The organism is Aliikangiella sp. G2MR2-5 (assembly GCF_015687155.1).
GTDB lineage: Bacteria > Pseudomonadota > Gammaproteobacteria > Enterobacterales > Kangiellaceae > Aliikangiella.
On the sequence record NZ_JADPQF010000006.1, the window covers coordinates 215,472 to 237,459 of the forward strand.

Genomic DNA, 21,988 nt, shown 5'->3' on the forward strand with positions numbered 1-21,988 from the left:
TCTAACAACCTATCCGCTGCTTATATAGATTCCGCTTATTTTGCGCTCTTTTGCTAAGTCTTGTCCAACGAAAGAGGTACATAATGATAAGCTTGGTAATACCTGAAATACTGGCCAAAACTACCATGGGCCAACTATTTTCGAAACCCATAGTGAAAGCTAAGAAAATAGTCGAAAAATCCATTGCCAAAATAAATTGACTCATTCGAATATCAATCGCTCCGGTATTCCCACTTTGATAGACTAACCAGATTTGATGAATGTAACCTTGCGCCAGTAACCCGCTGACTACCAGTATCAATACAGTAGAAAAGAAGTTCGATTCGTCCTTTAAGCTTGTTCCAACCAAAAGTCCGCTCATCCCCAGAAGCAAACTAAGCAAAGCTACACAAAAAACAAACCTGCTCCTTCTACTGCTTCTATCCTTATATATCTCTAATAAAATGGTCAATACAAGTATGCAAGCAATCAAGCGCGGCCAAACCATAAAATGATTGAATGGTTCTACACTATAACCGAATACAAAAAATGAGAAATAAGCAAAATAGCTAACTGTAAATTGATTTAAGGAAAGCAGCTCGGTCTTATTTGACTGTCGTTCCCAGATAAGCTTTAGTTGGAGTAATATACCGTACAAACTCAAAATCACAAAAAGGCTATTAATCACTCCCGCAAATTGGTACATCAAGATACTCTAAACCTCTGCTATTTTACCAACCAGCAAGATTACTCAGTGGTCGAGGCAATATTAAACCAAGCTGTCCGAGATAACTCTTATCTAACAAGAGAGCGTTCTAGTAACTAGTTCAGGAAACCAAAAGAAAATATGCAATAAAGCCACTCCAGGAGACAAACAAAAGTCCCCAGGGCAAATAAGTTGAATACTTGTGAAGTTCATCTGTAACTGGCTGTTCAGCAATGCTTTCTTTTTCTTTACGCTTTTTTTTCTTTAACTTATCAAGCTCTCTGGACTTTGCTTTTTGTTCCTTTTTATATTGCGCAATTCCTTTTTGAATACCAAGCGCAATCAGCTTTGTCTGCTCTTTGCTTTGCCCTTTTTTTTGGGTAGCTTTCGCGACTTTAAGCGCTTCAACTGCAATTTCTTTTGAAACTTTACTACTTTTGCTTTGCATAGGTTTGACTTTAAAAGGTTACAAATTAAAAGGGATTATTTGAGTCAACATTTTATCGACAAATTAGCTAATATTTTCATCTTGTTCAGAGTCAGAGTCTCGCTTCTTTCTCTCAGCCAAATCAGATATAACTTTATCAAACATTGCTAACACCTGCTCTACAGAAATCAGCTTCATTAAACCACTACCTTTAACTCTTTTTCCCCAAGGTAGCTCGCTGACCGATTTACCAGTTTGAGTCTCTAACATGCTCTCATAGTGCGACACAACGTATTCTCTATTTCTATAAGGGCCTGTTCTTTTCGGATTACTATGCAAATATAATCCCAGTACAGGGGTGTCGACTGTAACGGCCATGTGTACCGGGCCAGTATCAGGTGCAACCAGCAGCTGAGCATTCTTGAGGACGAGCAGTAGTTGTCGCAAATTGGTTTTCCCAATCAGATTAAGCGGTTTTTGCTGCGCAAGATTGACTATTTTTTCGCCAAGTTCAGATTCCAGCTCTGAAGGGCCTCCGCAAAGTACGACTTCAAATCCTTTGGAAACAGCATGTCGAGCAACTGCGGCATACCTTTCCACAGGCCAGTTTCTTTCAGGTTCGCTCGCGGCTGGGCAAATTACTATATATCGATTTAAACTACTGAAGCGCTTATCAAACCAGGTCAATTCCTTCATATCGAGTGGCATTGTCCATTGCAGAGAATGAGATTCACTCACCCCAATCGCTTTCGCAAATGCCAAAAATCCATCTGCGACATGTGGTTCTTTCTGAGAAACAATTTTCCTATTAGTAAAAAGCCACTGCAATTCACGTGCTCTTGCGCGGTCAAACCCCCAACGCTCTCTTGCTTTAACACACAAAGATGCCAGGCTGGCACGAATTGAAACCTGCATATGCAGAAGAATATCGAACTCTCTATTGAGTAGTTGCTGCTTTAGACTGCGATAAGCTTCCAGGCCTGCACGCTTGTCAAAAACAATAAATTCTATATCAGCTAACCCTTTTACAAGTTCATACTCAGACTTTCCAATAATCCAGGTTATTCTGGCCTGTGGCCAACGAGACTGTATTGCTTGCACACTTGCAACTGCATGACAGACATCACCTATTGAGGAAAATCGAATAATGCAGATTTTTTTAGGCGGTGAGTGATGATAGTCCATTAAAATCAATTGAGCTTTTATTTACCTGCGCCCATTCTAATGTAAAATAAGGGCTGCCTCTACGACAATTACACATTTTTTCAGTTGATCGTTATTTTTATGTCTATCTTTCAAGGGAAGCAGCAACTTGTCGATATCTATCATTGCTAAGGGAACCTCCACTCTTTTGTTGCCGGAAATGAACCAGCAACTTACCGGACTTGTCAGGAGTAACTGGTTTGATATCGCGTTTTGGCAGTCTCAGGACGCAATCATGGGCTCTTCTCAAGGTCGTAATATCACCTGGTTTGTTGGCCACAAGAATGATGAGTGGGTGCTTCGTCACTACTACCGCGGAGGTCTGGTAGAAAATATTCTGGGAGACAAGTATCTATTTACCGGTCTTCCAAGAACCCGCTGTTTTCAAGAGTTACAATTACTTGAGCATATGTACCAAAGTGGCCTTCCCGTGCCTAAGCCGATAGCCGGGCGGGTGAAAAAATCAGGTCTATTCTATAGAGCAGATATTTTAATAGAGAAAATTCACCATGCTCAGGATCTGGTTGCGACGCTCGGTACAACACCACTCCCGGAAAGCGAATGGCATGCCATAGGTGCAACGATAGCCAAATTCCACCAGGCGGGTATTTTCCATTCAGACTTGAATGCACATAACATTCTCATCGATAAAAACAATAAAGTTTTCCTGATCGACTTTGATAAGTGCCAAAAAAGACATGATAGCGAAACCTGGCAACAGAAAAATCTTGAGAGACTTAAGCGTTCATTCAACAAGGAAAAAGTCAAAAATAACAGCCTTAATTTTAATCTACAATGCTGGAAGTGGTTGCTTGAAGGCTATGCAACATTCCATCACTAGCCTCCGGTTTACTTGATATCAACCAACTAAATCATAGCGCTAACAAGGTTTTCACTAACTTGATTTGCTTTGCTGCACTTCCACTATTCTCTCGCATAAATTGTTGTGCTAAAACAGACATTTTTGCGCGAGCATCTTTGTCAGACATCAAGTTCTGAATATTGAGAGTTAAGGAAGCTAAATCAGAGCAGTACTTTAAACATTTTTTATGGTAAAGCGCATCGCATATATCCTGAAAACTTTCAATTGATGGTCCAACTAATACAGGTTTACCACAGGCGATAGCCTCCAACGGATTGTGTCCTCCTTTGGCAACCAGGCTACCACCAACAAAAACCAGATCCGCAGCCCCGCAAAACAGCATGACTTCGCCCATAGTATCCCCGACGATAACCTGAGTATTATTATCAACCTGCTCGCCTTTCGACCTCATGCAGTAGTTCAGTCCAGACTGTCTTACTTTCTGCGCGAACTCTTCAAACCTTTCTGGATGCCGTGGAATTCCTACCAGAAGAGCTTCCGGCTCTTTATCTAATAAGGCTCTGTGCGCGCTTAATACAGCATCAAATTCACCAGGATGAATACTAGCAGCAACCCACACTGGGCGCTCGTCAATTCCCGCCTGTATCTGGCTTAGCAGGTGCTTCTGCTGCGCTTTCAACTGTTCACTGACGGAAAGATCAAACTTAATATTGCCAACCACTTCCAGCGCGTCAGTTTTGGCTCCTATTGCTTTAAAATTTGCTCGATCAGATTCGTACTGGGCTGCAATCAAGCTTACTTTTTGGATGATAACTTTAGAAAAAGCTGCACGCTTCAGATATTTGTTCTTGGACTTTTCTGAAAGCCTTGCATTAGCTAACATCACAGGAATTCCTCGCTTTTCCAGAATACCAAGTAAGTTGGGCCAAAGTTCGGTTTCCATAATGATCACGCCTTTCGGCTTAAGCTTTGAAACAAAGCGACGACAGCTTCCATACCAGTCGATTGGCAAATAGCAGTGTTCAACACTGGTTCCCAGTTCCGCTTGTACAACAGCTTTTCCAGTAGGCGTAGTTGTTGATACCACCAGAGGAACTTTCTCTTTCAGTAGCGACTTGATCAGTGGAATTGCAGCTTTTGTTTCACCGACAGAAGCGCAATGAATCAATAGTGGCGCTTGAGGATAAACCTTTTTATGAATGCCCAGGCGCTCCCAGCCTCCTTCTCGATAGTCAGATGAGCGCAGAGCTCTAAGTCCGAGATAACACCATATCATCGGAGACAAAATATACATTAAGAGGTTATAGGTGAAATAGTTCAAATGAATCTAGCTCGAATGAGTTTGGTTTGCTTTTTATCACTTTGTTCTTTAAATCAAGGCCATCATACCTGAAGCTGGAAAATTAGCAAAAATCAGCCTTTTCATATCTCCAGGCTCTGTTGTGCTCGGTCTCTCTTATTTGAAGACAATTTATACGAGGTAAAAACTGAAGGAGCGTTTACGCACCAGCGACGAATATCTGCACTGGTGCGTACTATCATGGTCGATAAGAAAAGCTGTCCATTTTTCTCAGAAATTGTTATCGGACGTTACTATCAGGAGAACAGGCTACTCCGAAGACGAGTCTCCACCGGCTCCCTTGGACTTATTTTTAAAGTCGGTTTCATACCAGCCAGTACCAGTTAAACGAAAACCAGCAGCAGAAACCAGCTTGCTTAATGCAGGCTCTTTACACTCAGGACAATCTTTCAACGGATCATCACTCATCCTTTGCAGCTTTTCCAGGCGATGATCGCAGGCAGTGCATTTGTATTCATAAATCGGCATATCACTTCATCCGGTTACTTTTTGAACAAAATCTGAGCGACAATATAGGGGCAAGTTCAGCAAATTTAAAGTCTAAAGTACAAATTTTTATAAATTTTAATGATTTTGACCTCCAGCTATTATGAGTAACTCTCTTTCACTGGTAAAATAGCCGGCAAATTCGCGATAGTCGGGCACGCTCACTGATCGAGCATCTGCTATCCGTGACACCGTTTGATTGAATAAATTAGAAAATAAGAGAACAGGCAATGCGAACCACTCAGTACCTTTTAGCAACACTTCGAGAAGAACCAAGTGATGCCGAGCTAATTAGCCACAAACTAATGTTACGAGCCGGACTCATCCGCAAGCAAGCATCCGGGCTATACTCCTGGCTGCCAACAGGGTTAAAAGTACTCAGAAAGGTTGAGCAGATTGTCCGAGAAGAAATGGACAAAACCGGTGCAAGTGAGCTGTTAATGCCGATGGTGCAATCAGCTGATTTATGGGAAGAGTCGGGTCGCTGGGGAGATTTTGGCCCAGAATTACTGCGTATCAAAGACCGTCATCAACGAGATTTTTGTTTGGGACCCACTCATGAAGAGGTTATTACCGATATTATCCGTGATGAAATTCGCAGCTATAAACAATGTCCAGCTGTCTTTTACCAAATCCAGACCAAATTCAGGGATGAAGTCCGACCCAGATTTGGTGTCATGCGCGCGCGCGAATTCTTGATGAAAGATGCTTATTCTTTTCACACCAGTGATGAGTCTCTAAAAGAAACCTATCAGGTAATGTATCAGGCTTACAGCAACATATTTAGCCGTCTTGGTCTAGAGTTTCGTGCGGTAATTGCAGACACAGGCGCAATTGGCGGCAGTGAGTCGCATGAATTCCATGTACTTGCAGACTCTGGAGAAGACGCAATCGCTTTTTCAACTGAAAGCGATTATGCCGCTAATGTTGAAAAAGCTGAGGCTCTCGCCCCTCAGGGGGAAGCAGCACAGCCAACTTCTGAAATGTCGAAAGTAGCAACACCGGGCACCAGATCTATCGAGTCTGTTAGCGAGTTTTTGAAAGTAGGAACAAATCAAACCCTTAAGACTCTGTTGGTGAAAGGTAAAACCGATGAAGCGCCGGTTGTTGCTATCTGCCTTCGTGGTGACCATCAGGTGAATGAGCTTAAAGTTGAAAAACATCCTCTAATTGCATCACCATTCTCGCTGGCTGATGATGACGAAGTCAAAGCTGTTGCCAAATGCGGAGCAGGATATGTCGGACCTGTCGGCCTCGAGATTCCGGTCATTGCTGATCGCGACGCAGCATTGTTATCTGATTTTATTTGTGGCGCTAACGAAGATGATGCTCACCTTGTAGGTGTTAACTGGGGACGTGATACAACTTTTAAAGAAGTTTTCGATTGCCGAAATATTGAAGAAGGAGACATCAGCCCTGATGGAAAAGGAAAACTCGAAATAAAAAGAGGTATCGAAGTTGGCCATATTTTTCAACTCGGTACCAAGTATTCTCAAGCGATGAAAGCCAACGTACTTAGTGAGTCAGGCAAGTCAGTTACACTCTCTATGGGATGCTATGGTATTGGCGTTTCTCGCGTGGTTGCGGCTGCCATCGAACAGAATCACGACGAATTTGGAATAGTCTGGCCAGACAACATAGCCCCGTTTCAGGTGGCCATAGTACCAATGAATATGAAACGCTCTCATCGCGTTAAAGAATTAGCAGAAAGCCTGTATGAACAACTGAAAGCTGCAGGTGTTGAAGTCTTACTGGATGATCGAAAAGAGCGGCCCGGAGTAATGTTTGCCGATATAGAACTTATTGGCGTGCCTCATCGGCTCGTTATTAGTGAACGCGGGATCGATGCCGGCACTATTGAGTATAAGCATCGCCGCGCTAACGAAAAAGTGGATGTTGAAACTGACAAAGTATTTGATTTTATCCAGAAAAAATTGGCCTAGTGTTGTTGTATTCTATAATAGAGAATGAAATACAAAAGTCATACCCCTTCAAAATGAACAGATATCGTACCGCACTAAATGTTCTTGCCAGCTGCCTGCTACTTTTTGTAGCCGGCAGCTCTCTTGCCGCCAAACAAGAAAGGCCAAGTGAAGAGTTTCGCAAGAAATTGCAATACACTATTGCCAAAGCAGAGTCTTCTTTTAAAGATCGTTTTGATGCGGAAGTCTGGTTAGTGGAACAGTCACAACGACTGGCTCGAGTTGCGGCCCACATTCCCGAAGATGAACGGTTGACGATTCTTCGTCTGGTGCATCAGGAAGCAACTAACTTTGAGCTGGACCCAATGCTTGTTCTGGCGCTTATACAAGTTGAAAGCGCATTTGACCATTACGCAGTTTCCAACGCCGGCGCTCGCGGACTTATGCAGGTTATGCCCTTCTGGAAGGATGAGCTGGGAAAACCCGGTGACAGTTTATTCGATATTGAAACCAACCTTCGCTATGGTTGTGCAATTTTGAGTCTTTATCTTGAAAAAGAAAAAAAGAATACTACTCGTGCACTCGCTCGCTACAATGGCAGTCTTGGTCAAAGCTGGTACCCCATGCGGGTTTATAAAAAAATGAGAAAAGTCTGGCGTCCCTGAGCATAAAAATATTGTTCTTTTCTTATATCGCATTAGATTATAATTAGTAAGAGGCGATAATTAGCACAAACTGGGAGTATTGCTTTTATGAACATTTGTTGCCGCCCTGAATAAACAACCGGCTTTCCTGGCATATCCCAATCCTGATCCAGACAAAGAAACCAGCACCAACAAAGGATAAGAGATCCAATAACCAGTTATGAATAAGGTTTGTTACAACGATCCCAGTCGGCCAAAAACAGGTCTGGTCCTTACCGGAGGAGGCGCTAGAGCAGCCTATCAGGTTGGTGCCTTAAGAGCGGTATCAGACATAATTTACCGGACAGAATGCGGGAATCCTTTTCCAATCATCACTGGCACCTCAGCAGGCGCGATCAATGCGACTGTACTTGCAGCTTATGCTCGAACTCCTCGCCTCGGAATCAGAAGCCTGCAGAAAGTATGGGAGAACTTTAGTGTAGATCAAGTTTTCCGTTCCGATGTATGGGGCGTAATTAGAAATACCGGGCGCTGGGCTCGTAGCATATTTTCGAATGATTACCACCGCAAACACAAATTGGCTTTGCTCAATAATCAACCGCTTAATGACTTACTGGGACGAGTAATTCATTATCAAAATATTCAGGAGTCTATAAATTGTGGTCAGTTACATGCCATTTCAGTGACTGCATCCGGCTACTTATCTGGCGAATCGATTTCTTTTTTTCAGGGTAACGAATCAATTAAAAACTGGCGAAGATATCGACGAACAGGAATAAGAGCGGAAATAACTCGCGATCACTTACTAGCTTCTGCAGCTATACCGCTGGTATTCCCCGCGGTAAAACTGAACCGCGAGTACTTCGGTGACGGCTCTGTTCGCTTTTTATCTCCTATCAGTCCTGCGATTCACCTGGGTGCTGACAGAGTCATGATTATTGGAGTTGATCCGGTAAGAGCAGAAGGTGCAGAAAGACCAACAGCAGTTCAATATCCTTCAACAGCTGATATCGCAGGACATGTACTCGATAGTGTTTTTATCGATAGTCTGGATAGTGACATTGAGCGAATAAAGAGAGTTAACCAAACCATTAAACTCATCCCGCAAGCGGTAAGAGAGCTGCAAAGCAATCTTCGCCCAATTGAAACTTTTACAATCTGCCCCAGCCAGGATTTAAGTCAGCTGGCAAGTAAGCATTTTCACGAACTTCCTGGCATTATACGCTTTTTCTTCCGACGTTTAGGTATTGGGTCAAATGAAGGCTCTACTGTTTTAAGCTATCTTTTGTTTGAATCCAGTTACACTCAGGAATTGATCAGGCTCGGTTATCAGGATGCAATGGTTCAAAAGGAAGACATCAAAGCATTTTTTCAATAAATCCTGTAGAAAAAAGTTCACCAACAAACATAATTTCCAAATCCAGTCGACAAGCAATAGAAGTAATCAAATTTTTATTTCTTGTCATACCAAAGTCATTTTTATCGTCGATAATGAGTAAAGTATCTAAGGGAGTAGAAGCTATGATTATGACAAATAATTAAAAAGACTGAACTTTGTAATAAATACGTCATATGAGCAATCCACAATCGCGCCCACTTAATATTGCGTAGAGGAAGGCTACTCCAATGAATAAAAATCTCGGCCTGATAATATTGGCATTCATTATTTTGATGACGGCTGGCTTTTGGCTTTTTAAAAACAACGACAGGCTTCCAATTAAGGAGCCAGAAAAAAAATCTCAAGAAAAAATCGAAGTATTAACTTTAAAGGGTTCAAATACTGTTGGGGAAAGCTTGGCTCCACGACTGGCGGAAGCCTATTTAAAAAGTATTGGCGCCCGACTGGTGAAAACTCACCAATTGGATAACCCTGTCGAAAAATATGTCGAGGGCAACCTTTTTAAGGAAAATAAAAAAATACGTATCGATATTCGCGCTCACGGTTCCAGCACGGGTTTTCAAGCACTTGATAATCAATCTACCGACATCGCAATGAGCTCCAGAGCTATCAAAAATGAAGAACAGGTTAATCTTTCCAGTAAGTATGGTCTTATTCAAGAACATCCGATTGCGCTAGACGCGTTAGCAATTGTTACCTATCCAACCAACCCGATAGATACACTTACCATTGAAAATCTCTCAAGAATATTTGCTGGAGAAATTACCAACTGGAAAGACATTGGTGGCGAAGATAAAGCCATTCACCTTTATAGTCGCGATAATAATTCTGGAACCTGGGATACATTCAAAAGCCTGGTATTAAAGCCAGCCGGTAGAAAGCTATCTGAGACCTCAGCTCGTTTTGAATCTAGTGCAGAGCTTGTTTCTAGCGTAACCGCCACCGAAGGTAGTATAGGATTTGTCGGTGTTGCTTACGTCGATGAAGCCAAATTGCTAAATGTTGCAACCAATGAGAACACCGCTGGATTTAAGCCATCAGGATACACCATTGGCACCCAACGTTACCCGCTTTCCAGAAAGCTTTATTTTTACTCTCAACAGAAAAACACTTCGGAGCTTGCAAAATCTTTTATCGACTTTGTCAGAAAAAACTCCGGACAAAAACAGGCTGAAGCAGTTGGCTTGATTTCCTATTACCCTACTCACTATCGACCAGAAAAACTGGATAAAACGACTGCACCAAGATATAGAGAGCTTGCAGCTATTGGTAGAAGGATTACGGTTAACTTTGCCAATAATCAGGCGGAAGCCGATATGGTAAAAGAAGAAAGAGATATTGAACGACTTAAAAATTATGTGATTCAGAATAGTCACCGCAAGCTGGTACTAGTTGACTTTTCCGAGTCCAGCCGCATGGCAGAAATTGAACAGCGATTAAAAGCTCAAGAAATTGAAGTTCTGGACACAATTTATATCGAAGATATTGTTCGCAATGAAGACAACATTGAAGTCTGGGCCCTTTAGATTGATTCAAATAACATTCCCGGTTACTCACGCGAAACCTTAGCAGCCAACGTATAGTCACATCGCTGATTATACGTTGGAAGCGATGCCAAGATGCAGAGCAATACCCTCCTCTCCCGGCTTGGCCAAAAATTTCTGACTAACAAAAATACCGGGTACCGCTGCCAACTCATCATCAACATAAATAAGCGGATAGTATTCTCTTTCCCATGGTGGAACAGCTAGCTCCTGATAAATTTTCTTAAGAGAGTTACTATGCTTTCGATAATGGGGCACGACTTTCTCTCCACCTTTACGAGCAGTCAACCAGACTTTTCTTTCCATTACATCAAGCTTTAGAAGTACATCTGATGAATCCCGAGCTTTTTTCTGATTCGCAGATAAAGTCACTCCATTATCCAGTTCGACGGTCTCTTTCAGGTTATTCCATAAGACATCTTTGAAAGATTGGTTCGGCAATTCTTTGGGCGTCCAATACAACCTGGAGTCAAAACTACGCGCTTTTCCACCGGCAAAAGAGACGCAAATTGAAGATGTCGTCGCTGCAGAAAGTTGAACCATTAACTCCTGAATTTCATTACTGGTCGGGGGCGTAGCAGAAACCTCACTACCCCAGTAATGAAGTAAATTTTTGACTCGATTTTGTTTAAGTTCAAGCATCGGGCCGATAGCAATTACTCCGCTAGTCAGAGCTTTTGCTGACAAACTGTAAGCTTGTGGCTCCCTATTCTTTGGCGGGATAACAAGCTTCTCTATATCCGATTTTGCCAACTCGGCTAATAGTTCAGCTTGCTCTCGAGCAAGCTGAGTGAAGCGGGAGAAAGAACGAGCATAAGATGGCCACCTTTCTTCCAATCGAGGCATCACCTGATGTCTTAAATAATTTCTCGAATAGCAAGTGGAAAAATTGGAAGGGTCACTAATGAAACAAAGCTTGCGTTCACTAGCGTACTCTTCAATTGCAGCTCGACTCTCATTCAACCAGGGTCTGAAAAGCCGCCCTAATCCTAACCTACGCTTTATCGGCATTGCACCAGCCCCTGACAAGCCGCAACCTCGGAGCAGTCGAAACATTAAGGTCTCGGCTTGATCATTCTGGTGGTGGGCAAATAGCAGGCACTCATTTTCTTCCAGCTCGGTCTCAAAAAACTGATAACGTTTCTCGCGCGCAACCGCTTCGATATTGCTGCTAATATCACGGCCGAGATTTAAGCAAATCGTTTTGATTTCGACATCAAGCTCATTACAGTCCTGAACACATTTTTCCAGCCAGCTTATTGAGTCTTTCTGTAAACCATGATCAACATGAAGAGCCTGGATCTTCTGAATATATCCGCGGTCTCTCAATTGAGCACAGGCAAATAGAAGGGCTTTTGAATCGACACCACCGCTTAGTGCGACCTTGACCACACCGTCAGGGCAATGATTGAAAAATTCGACAACCAGAAAGTCGGCAAGAACCTGTTCGAGATGATTTAATGATTGATAATCAGACATAAAAGTTCGGCTGACGACTACATCAGCCGAATGAAGAAAATTGACAGGAACTAATCGAGTTCTGACCACTCATCCTGAACACCAAAAGACATAAGGCGCTCATAGCGCTTATCGAGTAACTCATCAACTGAGAGCTGCTGCAGGGCTGTTAAATCTTGTTCAATTTGTTTTTTCAGATTAGCGGCCATAGTGGGATGATCTCGATGAGCGCCGCCCTCAGGTTCAGGCACAATCGAATTAATCAAATCCAGCTCTTTAAGTCTCGGCGCAGTAATACCCATGGCATGGGCAGCATCCGACGCTTTTTCTGCACTCTTCCACAAAATTGAAGCACATCCCTCGGGAGAAATTACAGAATAGGTACTGTGCTGCAACATATTTACCCGGTCACCGACTCCAATAGCCAACGCGCCGCCGGAACCTCCTTCCCCTATGACGGTACAAATTGTAGGCACTTTCAAACGGGACATCACTTTCAAGTTTCTGGCAATTGCTTCAGATTGTCCGCGCTCCTCTGCACCAACCCCCGGGTAGGCTCCCGGCGTATCAATAAATGTGATTATCGGCCAATTAAAGCGCTCGGCCATTTCCATCAGTCGCAATGCTTTGCGATAACCTTCTGGCCTTGGCATACCAAAATTGCGAGCTACTTTCTCTTTCGTATCACGCCCCTTTTGATGCCCAATAACCATTACCGGTTGTCCGTTTAAGCGAGCAGGCCCGCCAATAATAGCCTGGTCATTGGCATAAGCTCTGTCTCCAGCCAGCTCATCATAATCTGTAAAAATCAGATTGATATAGTCTTGAGTGTAAGGCCTTAAAGGGTGACGAGCAATTTGTGCAATTTGCCAGGCATCAAGATTAGAGAAAATCTGTTGAGTCAACTCTTTACTCTTTTTCTTTAATCTCTCGATTTCTTCGTTAATGTTGATTTCACTGTCATTACCTACCAAACGCAGTTCTTCAATCTGAGCTTCCATTTCTGCGATAGGTCTTTCAAATTCTAGGAAATTCATGTCTTCTCGACTTCTCTTTTTAAATATCAACCAGTTAATCCGCCGGACAAGGTGTTTAATAGCGTCCGCCGAGGTTAAAAACAGTGCATTCTAACGATTTTTTAGCACAAGATAAAATCTATTCTGAACTGTTTAGACCATTTTCAGCTCACAGCATGTGCATTGAGTCCCAAATCTGCACTTATTTATCCTGCAAACGGGGTCCCCTCAGGATCGAAACTGGATAGTAACTTCACGAGTTAAGTGCTAACTCTAAATTGCACAAGCAATAAAAATCACGGTGCGACAAAAAATAGCGGATGGGTCACAAACTCAAGCCTCAATAGAGAGTAGAATAAAAAAATAGACAGATTTATCCCCCAATTTTCAACGGGATGAACTATATTTTAATTAGGGATGGCCAAGAATTTTGTTAATGTCTAGACAGCTTCGATCGTTACTTAAAAAGAACCGCGCCTTGGAAGAAAAGATGTTCTATGAACCCAGGGGCGACGGTTGGCGTGACCAATTAATAACCACCAAAGAGCTTTCCGAAGCACTTTCTGCTCTTTCCAGTAAAATAATCGAGAACAGAGATAACGAACTCTGTGTTTTGCGCATGTTGAATGACGTGGACTCAATTAAAGGCCGACCTCTTCCTTCTTACGAAAAAAATGCTCTTCAGTCAGTTGAAATATTGTTCAATTATATTCGAGAGTACTCTAACTTTGATCAAAGTTACTATCACATTCTAAACAGCCTTCAGTTAGCCTTTACTCGGCTTTCACTGAATGACTTGTCATTTTTGGATAACCCGAAACATATTGCGGTTAAATTTCTTGAACAGCTAATGACGCTGGGTCACCACTTTAACCAGAATGCCGGTAAATTAACCCAGTTCTTTATCCATGCAATTGAGCTACTAATTGACCGACTCGCTAACCGAGAGACGGTCACAAGTCAGACATTTATGATGGCCAGCAAGAAGCTTGATGAATACTTTGATGGTTTCGATGAAAAGGTGAATACCAATGTAGCTAAAATCCTTTCAGATGTTGAAGCTCGTTCTCGTGAAGCCCAGGCAGACCGATTTACTGATGAGTTGATTAAAAGCAAAACTCAAGGCGAGGAGATGCCAATATTTTTGCTCGATTTTTTCGAGAACCAGTTAACCGGAGTTTTGCATCAAATCATTTCTCAACATGGCGTTCGCAGCAAGCAAACCCAACAGTTGTTGACTGACATGGATACCATTACATGGAGTATCACCTGTCCATTTGGAGACCCGGACTACAACGGTCGTTATCAAGCTGACGTTGGGCAGGCGATGAAGAGAGTTTTTCAGGAGTTTCAATCTCGAAATGCTGTCGACCAATATGTGAACGACTTTTTTATGGAGTTAGAAAAAATTCACGAGAAAAAGCTTCAAGGACAAAGAGTCGATTACGACGTGATGATTTCTGCCGATATTTTTTCAGATGAAGAGTATGAAAACGACGAACTAGATCCCTGGCTCGAACCACAGTCAAGAAGTAAATTTGACTTGTCTCGTCTGGAAGAAGATAACTGGTACCATCTCGAAATTGACGAACAACAGGTAAGAAGTAAATTATTATTAGTCAGCCAACTTACCAAGGAGTTGCTATTTATTAACATGTCTGGTGAATTAGTGCTTAAAGCCAGCTTCGATGACGTGGAATTCCTTTCAAACAGTGTAAAACCTACTCCTATTGATGAAGACATAAAATATAAGCATGCAACCAAGTCTCTAATTAGAGAGTTAACATCCAGACTGGAAATTCTTAAAAGTGAATACCAGACTTTTAATGAAAAACAGGCTGAAGACCGCAAAGCCAGAGAGAAAGCAGAAGAAGCCAGTCGAATTGCAGTTCAAAAGCGGTTCGAAGAAGAAAGAGCCCTTCAGCTCAAGCAGGAACAAGAACGACACAGGAAACAGGCGGAAAGACAAGCTGAAGAAAGGCTACTGGAAGAGCTGGATGCCAAGCAACGTTTCTTTATTAAAAGCGTATTGCGAAAACTGAAACCTGGCGCTACGGTAGCCTATCAGGATGATAGCGGTAAGTGGAGAGAGTTGAAGCTCAACCTGGTTTCGCAGACAACCCAGAGACACATATTTTGTGATGCAAAAGGTGCCAAGCAACTTGAATCTACTCGCGACGAAGTCGAGGAGCTCATCGTAGGCAAACGCCTGAAAATTGTTAAAGAAGCAGATAACACGCTGGATCCACTAGCTTCACTGGTAATTGATCGTCGTAAAAAATTATCTCAAATGTAGCTTTAGACTTACTCCGTTATTCCAGTTTTATGGAAAGTTACGCTTTTTTTTAAAGTCACCCTGTATCGATGCCGATAGTTACAAGAAGTAGCTAAACATTAGATTAAGGCTGATCCCTGTTCAGCCCAACAGGTGAGCAAGAATGCATCCAGGACTCCCAGAGCAGCAGTTACCCTGCCAGCACAAGCAATTGTCGAATTATTTTTGCCGGATAGTGAGTTTTTTCATTCTTTTCTTTTTACTCGCCAGTCAAAGCCTGCTTGCTAGCGAGCAGCTGGAAAAGAAAGTAGTCGGAAAAGTGAATAATGATGCAGAACAAAAATTGGAACAGGGTTCATCGACTGCTCTCAATCCAGAACCATTGAAACAAACTTTGGAAAGAAAGGCTCTAGACACAGATACCAGCATGAAAATCAAAATGCTGGTTGAAGCTAACAAGCGCTACTTTGAGTATTTGGAAGCCTCGAGACTGACACATTTACAATGGCCAGACAACAATCTACCAGTCTCTGTGGCTCTACTTCCAATAGTCAATTACTCAGGTATACCAATCGAAAAACGAGAGGCTTCAGTTGACTACTTTGATTACGGCAAAATTCCAGCAGAAATTCATCAACTGTTTGCAGACAACTTGATTGCCAGTCGCTTCTTCAGTTTAGACAAAACAGATCCTGATTATTATATTCAACTGATTATCGACGAATATCGCACCGTTTATCCCTATTCGCCAGACGACAAGTGGTGGCAGAAAAAAAGAGATGAAGTAGACCGAGCTTTCACCGAAGCAAAACCAGCCAACATAAAGTTATCAGTGAAGCTAGTTTCGGCAAATAAACATATTAAACCCTGGGTGGATTCTGTAAAAGTTCGCCTTTCTCACTGCGATCTTAACTCAGTTCCGCAACCACTCACTCAAATGAGCAATCAAAATCTGGCTCTTAGAAACTACCTGACCACTACAACAGGCCAGTCTTTTTTAGCAGCCAGTAACTTTCTAATTTCAAAAGCAATAGAGCGAGTTAAAGCCCAACCAGCTTTCGCGAAAGTAGTATCCAAGTATGGCAATGAAATCACCATACTTAGCGAGCAACACCGCTTTTCCCCGGGAGATAAATTAAAGCTCCACTACCTGAACCACGATGGTCAGCAAATAGCGAAAAGTTTTGGTGAAATAATGGTAATAAAAAGTGAGGGCAATGAATCCTTAACCTACCCTGTCTCCTTGCGCGGTGACCATATAAAAGTGGGTGACCTGGTTTCATTTCGTTCCACTTCGCAACACCACTCTTTGCCGGAGCCGTTTTTTGAATCAACCGGTGAATGTGCGCCAGTAAGCGTTGCACAAGTTAGTGATTAGTAGAAAACACGCTAGCTACAAACAGGACAAGCCGGGCGTGGTTTAAAGCGGATTTCTCTCCAGCTCATATCCATCCCGTCAAAAAGCATTAATCGGCCAGTTACCGTGTGACCAGTTCCCGAAATTAGTTTTATCGCTTCCATCGCCTGCATTGACCCGATAACGCCGACTAACGGGGCAACAACACCGTTCTGCGTACAAGTTTGATCATTAAATGCATCCTCCTCATACAGACACCGATAACAGGGCGTCCCCTGTTCATAGGTATATGTAGAAAGTTGACCTTCCCAACGTATAGCTGCGCCTGAAACCAGTGGCACTCTATAGTTATGGCAGATCCTGTTCAACATAAAACGCGTTGAGAAATTGTCACAACAATCAATCACGACATTGGCTTGCTCAATAAGCGTGCTCATTTCTTCTTCGCCTGGACGATAATTGATAATATTTATTCGGGTTTCCGGGTTTAGACTTAGCGCTGTAATTTTGGCTGACTCAACTTTATCTTTTCCGATGCTTTCAAACTGATGAATAATCTGACGCTGTAGATTCGAGAGATCAACCTTATCGTCATCTATAAGTGTCAACTCGCCAACACCAGCCGCAGCAAGATACATAGCGACAGGAGCACCAAGGCCGCCTAGTCCGATAATCAGAAGATGGGAATTTAACAGCGCTTCCTGACCCGCAATATCGATTTGCGGCAGCATAATTTGTCGACTGTATTTCAGAAGCTGTTCATCTGTAAGCATAAGTACTATCCAGAATAGTCATTATCTATATGTCGCAGGATTGTAACACACCACAAGTTACCCGATCTTGATTCCCGTAATCTTTAACTGTTTCTATTTGTTCGAAATTTGCATCGGCAAATATCCGGGCTACAGCTTGTGCCTGATCATAACCGTGCTCCACCATCAAGGCGCCACCTTTCTTCAAATAATTGCCAGCATGCTTTGCAATATGTCGAATATCATCCAGTCCATTTCCTTCAGCGACTAGCGCACTAGTTGGCTCATATCTGAGATCGCCTCGAGACAGGTGTGGATCTCCAGCGGCAACGTAAGGAGGATTGGAAACAATCAGGTCAAACGAAGATGAATGGCGGGTGCTTTTTGCCACAAAATTTTCCAAATTTGAATACCAGTTACTTTGGAAAAAATTGACGTTTTTAATTCCATTTCTTTCACTGTTCCGTTTAGCCAAAGCAACAGCATGTGAACTATAGTCACAACCGTAAACAAAGTCGGAGCTTCTTTCCGCGGCAATAGCGAGAGCGATAGCTCCGGTTCCTGTACCAAGGTCTAGAATAGTCGCTTGTGATTTGTTATTTAAATATGCTAATGCACGTTCAACTAAAAGCTCTGTTTCAGGACGGGGAATCAGAGTAGAAGGTTCGGTTTCAAGGAGCAAAGTCCAAAAAGCTTTTTCGCCTGTAATATAGGCTACAGGCTCCCCACTTTGCCTACGCATGATCAGACTTTTGAATTCTTCAAGTTGCTCGAGATTGAGCTCTGACTCCGGCCAGGTTTTTAACCAGGTCAAATTTTTCTGTAAAATAAATGAGAGTAAATAACTTGCATCGACAACTGCGTCACTTTTTGAATAGCTTTCTTCTATTTCAGATTGAAGCAGCTGAGCCTCAGCCCAGGCTAAAGACTCTTTGATACTATTTTTCATTTGAATCCAGCGGCTGAAAAGTCTCCAAACAAAATCGTCGCGGTCGGCAAAGACACATGGCTAACTTTTGATCATAATAGGCGGCTTCATTAACAAAAGCGACACAGGCTTCCTCACCATGATAATAAATTGATTCACCAGCGAAAGAGTTAAACAGGCTGTCACCTTCTTTAACTGGTAAAAAATCATTTCCGATCAATTCTGGCGCAATCATTGCGCTGATGTTGCCTTCTTCATCTTGTGGAAAATAGATCCTGTCAAAATAAGTCATTATCTCAAGCGTGGAGGGAAGTTCAAAATGCTCCCCACGATTATATGCCCGGATAAACCTTAACGTCTGTTCAATTGCCGTTTGTGTCTTCTGGTAGATTTGAAAGTCTATCGTCCCTTGAGCAATGGGACCAACTTCAATCACGATACCTTTGTCGGCAATGGAACATAAAAAATGGTGATCGGTCATTAGTTCGGTTTCAGAAGTTATTACAGCTTCAGGAATTTGTTGCTTAAGAAACGCCGCCAGAGACAGGTGAAAAGCATCCTGCTTGATCAACACAATATTGGTTTTCATATTGGCGGTGCTGGTGTGAAGATCGATTATAAAATCGACCCTCGCCTCCCCCTTCGGGCCCAGCATTTGATTGAGCTGCTTCGCAAGACTTTGTTCGTGAGATTTAAGAGAAGGGTTGTTTAAATCCGATATTTTAAAACAGCGGTTCAGATCAACATCCAGATAGCGACGATTGGCTTTCACCGCCTCACTATTGGCAATCATTAGCTCAATTTGGAATTCGGGATACTCCAGGATTTTTTGAGACTTCTGCCAATGGTGAATAAGGTGAACCCCGGTGAGTTCATTTCCATGAGTCCCGCCGACCAGCGCGATAGCACCAACTTTATTACTCATAGCTCTCACCAAAAGCTGTTAGATTACTTTTAAACCAGTAGGCCCCTGACAAACAATTCGACTAATTCTGCTCTGACAAACTGGCTAACTGATCAGCCTGATATTCATTAACCAGAGGCTCGACTACCTGAGCCAGGTCTCCCTGCATAATTTCATCCAGTTTATAAAGAGTCAGGTTAATTCGATGATCGGTCATTCGCCCTTGCGGAAAGTTATAGGTTCGAATTCTTTCTGAACGGTCACCACTTCCCACCAGGCTTTTACGCGCCTCAGATTGTTCTTCATGTGCAGCGGCTTCCTGTGCTGCCAATAAGCGTGACTTAAGCACACTCATCGCCTGAGCCTTGTTCTTATGCTGAGAACGAGCATCCTGGCACTCTACTACCATACCTGTTGGTAAGTGGGTAATCCGGATAGCTGAATCAGTTTTGTTAACGTGCTGGCCTCCTGCACCAGAGGCACGGAAAGTATCAATCCTTAGATCCGCAGGATTAAGCTCAATTTCATCTAACTCATCAGCTTCGGGCATTACCGCCACCGTGCAGGCGGAGGTATGAATTCTCCCCTGAGACTCAGTTTCAGGTACCCTTTGAACACGATGAGCACCTGATTCAAACTTCAGTTTTGAATACACGCTATCACCGGCAATACGACAAATAATTTCTTTATAGCCACCTTGTTCACTGGGGCTTTCATTCATGACTTCAATTTGCCAGCGATTCTTCTCCGCAAAACGGCTATACATTCTGAACAGGTCTCCAACAAAAAGAGCTGCCTCGTCCCCACCGGTACCGGCACGGATTTCCAGAAAAATATTTTTATCGTCATTGGGATCTTTGGGAAGCAGCAGTTTTTGCAATTCCATTTCGGCCGGCTCAACCAGCTTTTTGTTTTCTTTGAAGTCTTCTTCGGCCATTTCTCGCATATCCGGATCCGAATCTTTCAGCATTTCTTCAGCGGTCGCCAGATCTTCAATTATCTGCTTATAGCGGCTGTAAGCAGCAACGACCTCTTCCAGTTGCGCGTATTCTTTGGAAAGCTCTCGGAACTTTTGCTGATCGCTGATTGTTTCAGGATCCCCCAACAAATGACCTACTTCTTCGTGTCTTTCTGTTAGACCATCCAGTTTTCTTACTATCGACTCTTTCATTCTAAACCTTCTAAAACGACGAAGAACCAGAAAAACGTTTATATTCAATTGGTTAGTTTGAAAACTCTGTCGTTTGCCAAGCATGCTATTAGGTTTCTCAGCCCAAATACGACTTTGCTAATTTTTCTGGTTTCTGAAATTTGGCGCTATTTTAACTTAATCGTCACTATTTGGCTTTAAAGAAAAAGCATCAGCAATGATTTCTAGCGCTTCCTGATTGTGTGACTCGCCAGCCTGACGTATCAAACGGCTTGGAGAATGCATAAATTTTTGCATCAATCGATTGGCCAGCTCGGTCATCACTTTCTCCGGACTATCCGAATTTTCAAGCTTTGCCAAAGAGCGGCTTAGTTCGCTGGCCTTAATATCATCGTACTGAGCACGAAATTCTTTCATCAGAGATACGGTGGACAGCGACTTAAGCCAGTTTAAATACTTATGGCAATGAACAGCGATTATATCTCTGGCTTCATTTGCGGCCTCTTCACGAACCTTAAGGTTCTCTTTGATTACATCTTGCATATCATCGACTGTGTACAGATAAATATCCCTTAAATCTGCAACTTCAGGCTCAATATCTCTGGGAACAGCCAAATCCACCATAAAAACCGGCCGGTGTTTACGCTGCTTTATGGCTTTCTCCATCAAACCTTTACCAATAATTGGGACCGGGCTTGCTGTCGAGCTGATAATAATATCGGCATCGGCCACCAGCTCGGGCAGTGATGTCAATCCATGCGCAGTTGCACCAAACTCGTCCGCCAGTTTCTGGGCACGCTCGACCGTACGGTTAGCAACTTTCATCTGGGTAACGCCCTGACGCGACAGATGGCGCGCGGCGAGCTCAATCGTCTCCCCGGCACCAATAAATAATGCCTTAATAGGGGCAAATTCGGCAAATATTCGCTTTGCCAGAGTAACTGCTGCATAGGCAACCGACACAGCACTTTCACCAATCTGGGTATCTGTTCTTACTTGCTTTGCTAATGAAAAGGTTTGCTGAAATAGCCGGTTAAGGTAAAGCCCCATGGTACCTGCATGGTTTGCATAACCATAGGCATCTTTCACCTGTCCTAAAATTTGCGGCTCTCCCAACACCATAGAATCCAGCCCACAAGCCACCCCCATAATATGCTCAATAGCCCTGTCACCTGAATGTAAATAACTGAAATCTTTCAAGTTATCAATACTGAGTCCGTGATGTTGGGCGAGCCAGTCTGAAATTCTTGCCGCCTTGGCTTCCAATGCTTGAGAGTCTTTCTGGCTATGCGGGCAACGGTAGATTATTTCCATTCGATTGCAGGTAGAAATAATCGCGACTTCATCTAGCCCGGCTTCTGACTTGAGCGCACACAGGCTTTCGCTCATTTTATCTGGCGAAAAGGCAACCTTCTCCCTGACTTCTACAGGTGCTGTCTTATGGTTAATCCCGAAAATAGAAACCGGCATAATTGAAATTTATCGATTTTGGAACAAATTATAGTTGTGAGAGTCTACCGATTCCGGTAGAAATAGGTATTGATTGTTATCAAGTGACGGAGTCGGTAACATGGAAACCTTCAATAAATGCTATGATAGCCAGATGAATTTTTGGCGGATTATATCAGACCCGTCTATAAATGCGGAATCGAAAT

The 21,988-nt window shown here is 42.9% G+C and carries 19 protein-coding genes; 7 read left to right on the forward strand and 12 right to left on the reverse strand.

Features of this window, described 5'->3' with window-relative positions; all coding sequences use genetic code 11:
• Position 1: 1 nt before the first annotated feature.
• The 3 genes from IYN84_RS17680 to IYN84_RS17690 form a co-directional block, all read right to left on the reverse strand.
• Positions 2–685, reverse strand: coding sequence for a hypothetical protein (locus tag IYN84_RS17680; RefSeq protein ID WP_196140592.1), 684 nt, complete (start codon positions 683–685; stop codon positions 2–4).
• Positions 686–806: 121 nt separating this feature from the next.
• Complete coding sequence (locus IYN84_RS17685; RefSeq protein ID WP_196140593.1) at positions 807–1,133, reverse strand: DUF2956 family protein; 327 nt, start codon at positions 1,131–1,133, stop codon at positions 807–809.
• A gap of 63 nt (positions 1,134–1,196) precedes the next feature.
• Entirely contained in the window at positions 1,197–2,297 is a 1,101-nt protein-coding gene (locus IYN84_RS17690; protein ID WP_196140594.1) for a glycosyltransferase family 9 protein, read from the reverse strand.
• A gap of 127 nt (positions 2,298–2,424) precedes the next feature.
• On the opposite strand from IYN84_RS17690, the gene IYN84_RS17695 reads away from it, so the two are divergent.
• Positions 2,425–3,156 (forward strand): 3-deoxy-D-manno-octulosonic acid kinase, encoded by a 732-nt coding sequence (locus IYN84_RS17695; protein ID WP_210330675.1) that lies wholly within the window; start codon positions 2,425–2,427, stop codon positions 3,154–3,156.
• 31 nt (positions 3,157–3,187) lie between these two features.
• Here the strand turns inward: IYN84_RS17695 and waaA are convergent, their stop codons facing one another.
• Positions 3,188–4,459 carry a lipid IV(A) 3-deoxy-D-manno-octulosonic acid transferase gene (gene waaA / locus IYN84_RS17700; RefSeq protein WP_256435646.1) on the reverse strand — a complete coding sequence of 424 codons (1,272 nt, stop codon included), beginning with the start codon at positions 4,457–4,459 and terminating at the stop codon, positions 3,188–3,190.
• A gap of 288 nt (positions 4,460–4,747) precedes the next feature.
• The gene (locus IYN84_RS17705) at positions 4,748–4,966 is read right to left on the reverse strand and encodes an FmdB family zinc ribbon protein (RefSeq protein WP_196140596.1); all 219 of its coding nucleotides are present in this window, start codon (positions 4,964–4,966) and stop codon (positions 4,748–4,750) included.
• A 248-nt stretch (positions 4,967–5,214) separates the two neighbouring features.
• Between IYN84_RS17705 and IYN84_RS17710 the strand changes: the two genes are divergently transcribed.
• The 4 genes from IYN84_RS17710 (at position 5,215) to IYN84_RS17725 (ending at position 10,475) form a co-directional block, all read left to right on the forward strand.
• Positions 5,215–6,927, forward strand: a complete 1,713-nt coding sequence (locus IYN84_RS17710) for a proline--tRNA ligase (protein WP_196140597.1) — start codon at positions 5,215–5,217, stop codon at positions 6,925–6,927.
• Positions 6,928–6,980: 53 nt separating this feature from the next.
• Entirely contained in the window at positions 6,981–7,571 is a 591-nt protein-coding gene (locus tag IYN84_RS17715; RefSeq protein WP_196140598.1) for a transglycosylase SLT domain-containing protein, read from the forward strand.
• A gap of 199 nt (positions 7,572–7,770) precedes the next feature.
• The gene (locus IYN84_RS17720; RefSeq protein WP_196140599.1) at positions 7,771–8,928 is read left to right on the forward strand and encodes a patatin-like phospholipase family protein; all 1,158 of its coding nucleotides are present in this window, start codon (positions 7,771–7,773) and stop codon (positions 8,926–8,928) included.
• Between the two features lie 248 nt (positions 8,929–9,176).
• Entirely contained in the window at positions 9,177–10,475 is a 1,299-nt protein-coding gene (locus tag IYN84_RS17725; protein WP_196140600.1) for a PstS family phosphate ABC transporter substrate-binding protein, read from the forward strand.
• A 69-nt stretch (positions 10,476–10,544) separates the two neighbouring features.
• On the opposite strand, the gene tilS is transcribed toward IYN84_RS17725, so the two are convergent.
• Positions 10,545–11,972: a tRNA lysidine(34) synthetase TilS gene (gene tilS / locus IYN84_RS17730; RefSeq protein ID WP_210330676.1), complete on the reverse strand. Its 1,428-nt coding sequence runs from the start codon at positions 11,970–11,972 to the stop codon at positions 10,545–10,547.
• Positions 11,973–12,022: 50 nt separating this feature from the next.
• Positions 12,023–12,988 carry an acetyl-CoA carboxylase carboxyl transferase subunit alpha gene (gene accA / locus IYN84_RS17735; RefSeq protein WP_196140602.1) on the reverse strand — a complete coding sequence of 322 codons (966 nt, stop codon included), beginning with the start codon at positions 12,986–12,988 and terminating at the stop codon, positions 12,023–12,025.
• Positions 12,989–13,403: 415 nt separating this feature from the next.
• Here accA and IYN84_RS17740 point away from each other — a divergent pair, with 415 nt between their 5' ends.
• The gene (locus IYN84_RS17740; RefSeq protein WP_196140603.1) at positions 13,404–15,263 is read left to right on the forward strand and encodes a DUF1631 family protein; all 1,860 of its coding nucleotides are present in this window, start codon (positions 13,404–13,406) and stop codon (positions 15,261–15,263) included.
• Between the two features lie 142 nt (positions 15,264–15,405).
• Positions 15,406–16,620: a hypothetical protein gene (locus IYN84_RS17745; protein ID WP_196140604.1), complete on the forward strand. Its 1,215-nt coding sequence runs from the start codon at positions 15,406–15,408 to the stop codon at positions 16,618–16,620.
• A gap of 11 nt (positions 16,621–16,631) precedes the next feature.
• On the opposite strand, the gene IYN84_RS17750 is transcribed toward IYN84_RS17745, so the two are convergent.
• From IYN84_RS17750 to hemA, 5 genes are all read right to left on the reverse strand, one after another.
• A complete protein-coding gene (locus IYN84_RS17750; protein WP_196140605.1) occupies positions 16,632–17,372 on the reverse strand; it encodes a molybdopterin-synthase adenylyltransferase MoeB in 741 nt (246 codons plus the stop codon).
• Positions 17,373–17,397: 25 nt separating this feature from the next.
• Positions 17,398–18,300, reverse strand: a complete 903-nt coding sequence (gene prmC / locus IYN84_RS17755) for a peptide chain release factor N(5)-glutamine methyltransferase (RefSeq protein ID WP_196140606.1) — start codon at positions 18,298–18,300, stop codon at positions 17,398–17,400.
• On the reverse strand, positions 18,290–19,204 hold the full coding sequence (locus IYN84_RS17760; protein ID WP_196140607.1) for an aspartoacylase: 915 nt from the start codon (positions 19,202–19,204) through the stop codon (positions 18,290–18,292). The genes prmC and IYN84_RS17760 overlap by 11 nt, the downstream gene beginning before the upstream one ends.
• Before the next feature lie 61 nt (positions 19,205–19,265).
• Positions 19,266–20,354, reverse strand: a complete 1,089-nt coding sequence (prfA, locus tag IYN84_RS17765; protein WP_196140608.1) for a peptide chain release factor 1 — start codon at positions 20,352–20,354, stop codon at positions 19,266–19,268.
• Between the two features lie 156 nt (positions 20,355–20,510).
• Positions 20,511–21,803 carry a glutamyl-tRNA reductase gene (hemA, locus tag IYN84_RS17770; RefSeq protein WP_196140609.1) on the reverse strand — a complete coding sequence of 431 codons (1,293 nt, stop codon included), beginning with the start codon at positions 21,801–21,803 and terminating at the stop codon, positions 20,511–20,513.
• Positions 21,804–21,988: the final 185 nt, after the last annotated feature.